The organism is Moraxella atlantae NBRC 14588 (assembly GCF_001591265.1).
Lineage (GTDB): Bacteria > Pseudomonadota > Gammaproteobacteria > Pseudomonadales > Moraxellaceae > Faucicola > Faucicola atlantae.
In genome coordinates this window covers 22000-27999 of record NZ_BCUL01000019.1, presented here as the reverse complement: position 1 = coordinate 27999, position 6000 = coordinate 22000, and the positions used below count along the sequence as shown (strand labels likewise).

The following is a 6000-nucleotide window of genomic DNA, read 5'->3' as shown; positions in this document are numbered from 1 at the left end:
CGCCATGCCGAGTTGGGCGTTCAATCTCATCATGGGCAGGTAAAATTGCTTCGCCTGCCGCCAAATCTCGACCCTCAAATTGACAAGAACCCGCAATCAAAATTCGTGTGATATTCGGACGTGCCTGTGCAATCGCGTTATCCAATGCAACGTTGCCTGTCTTAACGCTTAAAAGATTGGCAATGGCTTGTAATTGTGCTTGGGTGGGTTGTGCAATTGCTTGACTGCTAGACGCACCACCTACCGAACTTGTGCTTGTCGGCATTGTGGTCGGCGTGCCTGTGGCAACCCCCAACACACTATTGACGGTATTTAACGCTTTATTAACTTCATCAAAAAATCCTGCATCGGCTGACGTCGCAGCGACGGCGACAGCTGTTTTTTCATGGTGGCGTAATCCTTGAGAAAGATTATAAACAAGAACCGTTACAAAAAAAGCACGGCTATGCTACCATGCTTTTTTGTCCTTGCCTAGATGATTTTATGATGAGTAGTCACACAGCTTACAACACCGCTTGCACGGCTTGTACCACCGCGTCTGTGGTGATATTAAAGTGAGCGAACAAGTCTTTGGCAGGGGCCGATTCGCCAAATGTGGTCATACCCACCACCTTGCCATCAAGCCCAACAAATTTATACCAATAATCAACGTGGCTTGCCTCAACCGCCACGCGCGCGCGCACCGCTGGCGGCAACACACTATCACGGTAATTGACTTCTTGCTGCATAAACACTTCCGCGCAAGGCATCGACACCACCCGCACACCCACACCGTTTTGGCTAAGCTGCGTGTGCGCCTGCATGGCAAGCTCAACCTCTGAGCCTGTGGCAATGATGATGGCTTGCAAGGTGTGTTGTTCTTTAGCAAGTACGTAACCGCCCTTGGCGATATCAGCCACTTGCGCCAAATCACGCGCTTGATGTGGCAAGTTTTGGCGGCTAAAAATCAATGCCGATGGTGTATGACGCGCCTTTAGTGCCTCAACCCACGCTACTGCCGTCTCAACGGTGTCGCAAGGTCGCCATGTGTTGAGGTTTGGCGTCGCGCGCAGGCTGGCAAGCTGCTCAATCGGCTGGTGGGTGGGACCGTCTTCACCCAAGCCAATCGAATCATGGGTATAAACGTTAATCACGCGCTGCTTCATCAACGCCGACATACGTACCGCATTGCGCGCGTATTCCATAAACATCAAGAACGTGGCAACATACGGAATAAAACCGCCGTACAGCGCGATGCCGTTGGCAATCGCGGTCATGCCAAACTCACGCACACCATAATGAATATAGTTGCCTGCTGCATCGCGCTCCAACACTTTGGCATCTTTAAACAAGGTCAAGTTTGAGCCTGCCAAATCCGCCGAACCACCCAACAATTCGGGCAAATGCGGCTGCAAGGCATTGATGGTATTTTGGCTTGCCTTGCGTGTGGCGATGTTTTCTGGGTTATCTTGGCAAGATTGGATATAGTCGTGAGCAATCTGAGCAAAATCCAGTGGCAAATCACCATTCACGCGGCGCAATAGCTCCGCTGCCAGCTCAGGATAGGCGCTTTGGTAAGCGTCAAACTGCGCTTGCCACGTCTGCTCAAGTGCTTGTCCACGTGCCTTGGCATCCCATTCGCGATAGATATCTTCGGGCAATTCAAAGGGCTCATGCTCCCACAACAAGGTTTTGCGCGTCAGCAAGATCTCATCTGCACCCAGTGGTGCCCCGTGTGACGATTCTTTGCCTTGTTTGTTGGGGCTACCTGCGCCGATGATGGTTTTGCAAATAATCAACGATGGCTTTTGCGTTTCAGCGATCGCCGCCTCAGTCGCGGTGGTGATCGCGGCGGTATCATGCCCATCAACGCGCTGCACCTGCCAGCCATACGCCTCAAAGCGTTTTTGCGTGTCATCGCTGAACCAGCCTTCGACCTCACCATCAATCGAAATGCCGTTGTCATCATAAAACACAATCAGCTTGCCAAGCTGCAAGGTACCTGCCAACGAACAAACCTCATGGCTGATACCTTCCATTAAACAGCCATCACCCAAAAAGCAATAGGTTTTGTGGTCAATCACCGTGTGTCCATCACGGTTAAACTGCGCGGCTAGGGTTTTTTCGGCAATCGCAAAGCCGACCGCATTGGCAATACCCTGCCCCAGTGGACCTGTGGTGGTTTCTACACCTGCGGTATAGCCATATTCAGGATGCCCTGGGGTTTTAGAATGCAGCTGGCGAAAGTTTTTGATATCTTCAATCGACACATCATAGCCTGTCAAATGAAGCAACGCGTATTGCAACATCGAGCCGTGACCGTTGGATAACACGAAGCGGTCGCGATTGAGCCATTTGGGATTGGTTGGGTTGTGCTGCAAAAATTTACGCCACAACACTTCGGCGATATCTGCCATGCCCATCGGCGCACCAGGGTGTCCAGAGTTGGCTTTTTGCACCGCCTCATATGCCAATGTGCGGATGGCGTTGGCAAGGCGGCGTTCATGAATTGGGGTTGGCATAGCGTTATCCTTGTTTACTCAATTTAGATTTTAATCGGTTGAATCATCGCTGTGATTAACTGACGTTGTGATTGACTGACGTTGTGATTGACTGACATGTTGATATTACCCTGCCTTATTGTCCTAAAAAATGCCTACAAAAGAAAGCAAAATGACATTTTTTTGCTATTTTTGTCGGCTTGTCTCATGTTTTGTTTATTTTTAAATCATAAATCGTTTTATGTGGTTTAACCAAATAAGCTGCTAGGCTGGTAAACCACCTTAAAGCTGCGCCGATTTTGCCATAATTGTGTTAAAAATGACTATCTGCTTAGGCTATTGTATCAACGTAACCGAACATGCCAAAATCGAATTTATAAATTCTTGCGCTTTGGTGGGAGCGTACATGGCTTAGCGGCTAAAAATCGGGTAAAATAGTAGGTTACTTGCGGCATCCAGTTTTACTTGGCAGTAAATGTTTGACATAAAACATGTTAGCGTCAAAAATGTTAGCGTCGACAACATAGGTGCCGCCTGTGCAATCATTTTGCAAACTTGCAAACGTCTCGCGTGTGTATTGATCACAAGGCGTTTGACTTTCTAGCCCGTTTTGGTTTTGCGCGTTTGAAGCCAACAATTCGCCAGAGATAGGTTTGCAAAGCGATTGGTCTGTTTAGCGGTTAAATCCCATCGTTTTACCTGTGAGTTTGAGAAACTATTATGCGCGAATATCAATTATTTACCTCAGAATCGGTCAGCGAAGGTCATCCCGACAAGCTTGCCGACCAAATTTCAGATGCGATTTTAGATGCTATTTTGGATGAAGATATCCATGCCCGTGTGGCGTGTGAAACTTTGGTTAAAACGGGCGCGGTTGTGTTGGCAGGTGAAATTAGCACCACTGCCAACATTGATATAGAAAAAATCGTCCGCGATACGGTGACTCACGTCGGCTACAACCACTCAGATTTGGGCTTTGATGGCGCGACGTGTGCTGTCATCAACATGATTGGCAAGCAATCGCCCGAAATCGCCCAAGGTGTAGACCGTGCACGTCCTGAAGACCAAGGCGCAGGCGACCAAGGCTTGATGTTTGGCTATGCCTCACACGAAACCGACGTGCTCATGCCTGCTCCAATTCAGTTGGCGCATCGCTTGATGGAGCGCCAAGCCATGCTGCGCAAAACAGGCAAATTGGCGTGGCTGCGTCCCGATGCCAAGGCACAAGTCAGTGTGCGTTATGATGGCGTAACCCCTGCACATATTGACGCGTTGGTGCTTTCAACCCAACATGACCCTGCTATCAGCCAAACCGATTTGCATGAAGCGGTGATGGAAGAGATTATCAAACCTGTGATCCCTGCCCACATGCTGCACGCGGCTACCAAGTACCATATCAACCCAACGGGTATGTTTGTCATCGGTGGTCCTGTTGGTGATGCAGGGCTGACGGGGCGTAAAATCATCGTCGATACCTATGGCGGTATGGCACGCCATGGCGGTGGTGCGTTCTCGGGCAAAGACCCGTCCAAGGTAGACCGCAGCGCGGCATATGCAGGGCGTTATGTTGCCAAAAACATCGTAGCAGCTGGACTTGCCGATCGCTGTGAAATTCAGGTGAGTTATGCCATCGGCGTGGCAGAGCCAACCTCAATTGCAATTAACACGTTTGGCACAGGCAAAATCGCCGATGAGCAAATCATTGCGCTGATTCGTGAGCATTTTGACTTGCGCCCATATGGCATCACGCGTATGCTAAACCTGTTGCAGCCGATGTACCAACAAACCGCCAGCTACGGGCATTTTGGGCGTGAGGGGACAGAAACTGCGTTTACATGGGAGCGCACCGATCGCGCCGATATTCTAAAGGCGGCGGCTGGGCTGTAGTCGCCAGTATTCACCTGTAGGCAAGTTTGTTTGGTTGGTTTGGTTCGATTGGTTAAACATAAATATGATCGGCATTTACCAACCATTGCAAAACTTGCCTGTTGTTTTGTATAAGTTAAAATGATTTTTTAACTTAGCTGTCTTTTAGTTCAACCTTCTTTTCATCCAACCTTGCTTGATATAAACCGATTTACAATCTAGCTTATGAACGCATCCAACCTAAACCCAACTAGCCAACCGTCATCACAAGACCCCACGCAAGACGACGCGATCACCGCTGAGATGCAAGCGTTTTATGAACGCGCCGATGCGTTTATCAACCTTGCCAACAGCTTGCGTACCGATGAGGTACATGCTGGCAAAATCACCGCCTCGATGTTGTACGCGGTGGCACGCTTTAGTGCGTGGACAGCGGCGACAGGTTTTGTCAAAGGCAGTGATTATGCCAAAGAAAAGGCCGAGATCATCGAACATTTTGGCAAAAACTTTGAGCGTATGTTGGCAGATAATATCGACGATTATGCCGAAAATTTTGCCACGTATATGCAGATTGGGCAAAATACGCCAAACGATGATCAAGCTTAGCGATTTATCCTATTTTGTTTTATCGTGAATTTGGATCTATTTGCCGATGATACTGAACGAGTTGCTAGACTTGTTCGGTACGGTAGATTTGCTGATACGCCCTACGCTGCGCGATTAGATACTGACCATCAAGGCGTATGGATTGATGTTCCAAACGGTGTGTTGTATTACGCGCCGTATTTTTTTGTGCCATCAGTCAGCGATACACTGCTGCGCCAATTTTTGCAATTTGATGGTTTTGAAGGTACGGATATTTTGGCGTTTGATTGGCGTAGCGTGGCGCATGTCGCCGATTTAGCGTTTCAAAACATTGATTGGCAGCAAGATCGTATCACGTTATACGGCAAAACCCACAATCTACCGCGTTTGACGGCGTGGTATGGTGATCACGATTGTGTGTACCGTTATTCAGGACTTACGCTGACACCGAAACCTTGGACAGCTGAGCTTGATTTTATCCGTGAGCAACTGGCAACGGTTTGCACTTGCAGATTTAATAGCGTGTTGCTCAATTGGTATCGCGATGGCCGTGACCACATGAGCTGGCATGCCGATGATGAGGTTGAACTTGGATATCATCCTACCATCGCATCTGTAAGCTTTGGCGCGACTCGGCGCTTTGTGCTGCGCCGCCGCGATGACCATACGCAAAAGCTTATCTTACCACTTTATCATGGCAGCGTGTTGATGATGGCAGGCGCGTTGCAGCAACATTGGCAGCACAGCGTGCCCAAGCAAGCTGCCGTCAGGACTTCGCGTATCAATCTAACGTTTCGTACCATTCATTCACCATTTGGCTAACACCATTTTTTCTTAAGTTGTCATCATTTAACCTATTTTTTGCCCGTTTAATCGCTGTTTTTATGACGTTTATCGCAGGTTATATTTTTTGCTTGCCTCTGTGCGTGTGATTGCATATAGTGTGGTTAGAGACCTCGCTTTCTCAATTCATTTAAAAAAACAATTAGTTTTAGCATAAATTTTGGGCAATGGCCGATGATTGCGCCATCTTATTGGCATCGGCTGAGCTGCCAATTGCCATGCGTTT

The 6000-nt window shown here is 48.5% G+C and carries 5 protein-coding genes; 3 read left to right on the top strand and 2 right to left on the bottom strand.

All coding sequences use genetic code 11. The features are described from left to right. A partial coding sequence (locus MA2_RS08905; protein ID WP_156470942.1) for a hypothetical protein occupies nt 1-265 on the bottom strand: 265 nt, incomplete at its 3' end. A gap of 238 nt (nt 266-503) precedes the next feature. Then, a complete protein-coding gene (tkt, locus tag MA2_RS08900) occupies nt 504-2501 on the bottom strand; it encodes a transketolase (protein WP_067059024.1) in 1998 nt (665 codons plus the stop codon). 699 nt (nt 2502-3200) lie between these two features. Between tkt and metK the strand changes: the two genes are divergently transcribed. The 3 genes from metK to MA2_RS08880 all read left to right on the top strand — a co-directional run bounded on the left by metK (nt 3201) and on the right by MA2_RS08880 (nt 5753). Beyond that, entirely contained in the window at nt 3201-4367 is a 1167-nt protein-coding gene (gene metK / locus MA2_RS08890) for a methionine adenosyltransferase (RefSeq protein ID WP_067059016.1), read from the top strand. Nucleotides 4368-4649: 282 nt separating this feature from the next. Then, a complete protein-coding gene (locus MA2_RS08885; protein ID WP_373279766.1) occupies nt 4650-4952 on the top strand; it encodes a DUF3144 domain-containing protein in 303 nt (100 codons plus the stop codon). A 24-nt stretch (nt 4953-4976) separates the two neighbouring features. Further along, on the top strand, nt 4977-5753 hold the full coding sequence (locus MA2_RS08880) for an alpha-ketoglutarate-dependent dioxygenase AlkB family protein (protein ID WP_245945314.1): 777 nt from the start codon (nt 4977-4979) through the stop codon (nt 5751-5753). Nucleotides 5754-6000: the final 247 nt, after the last annotated feature.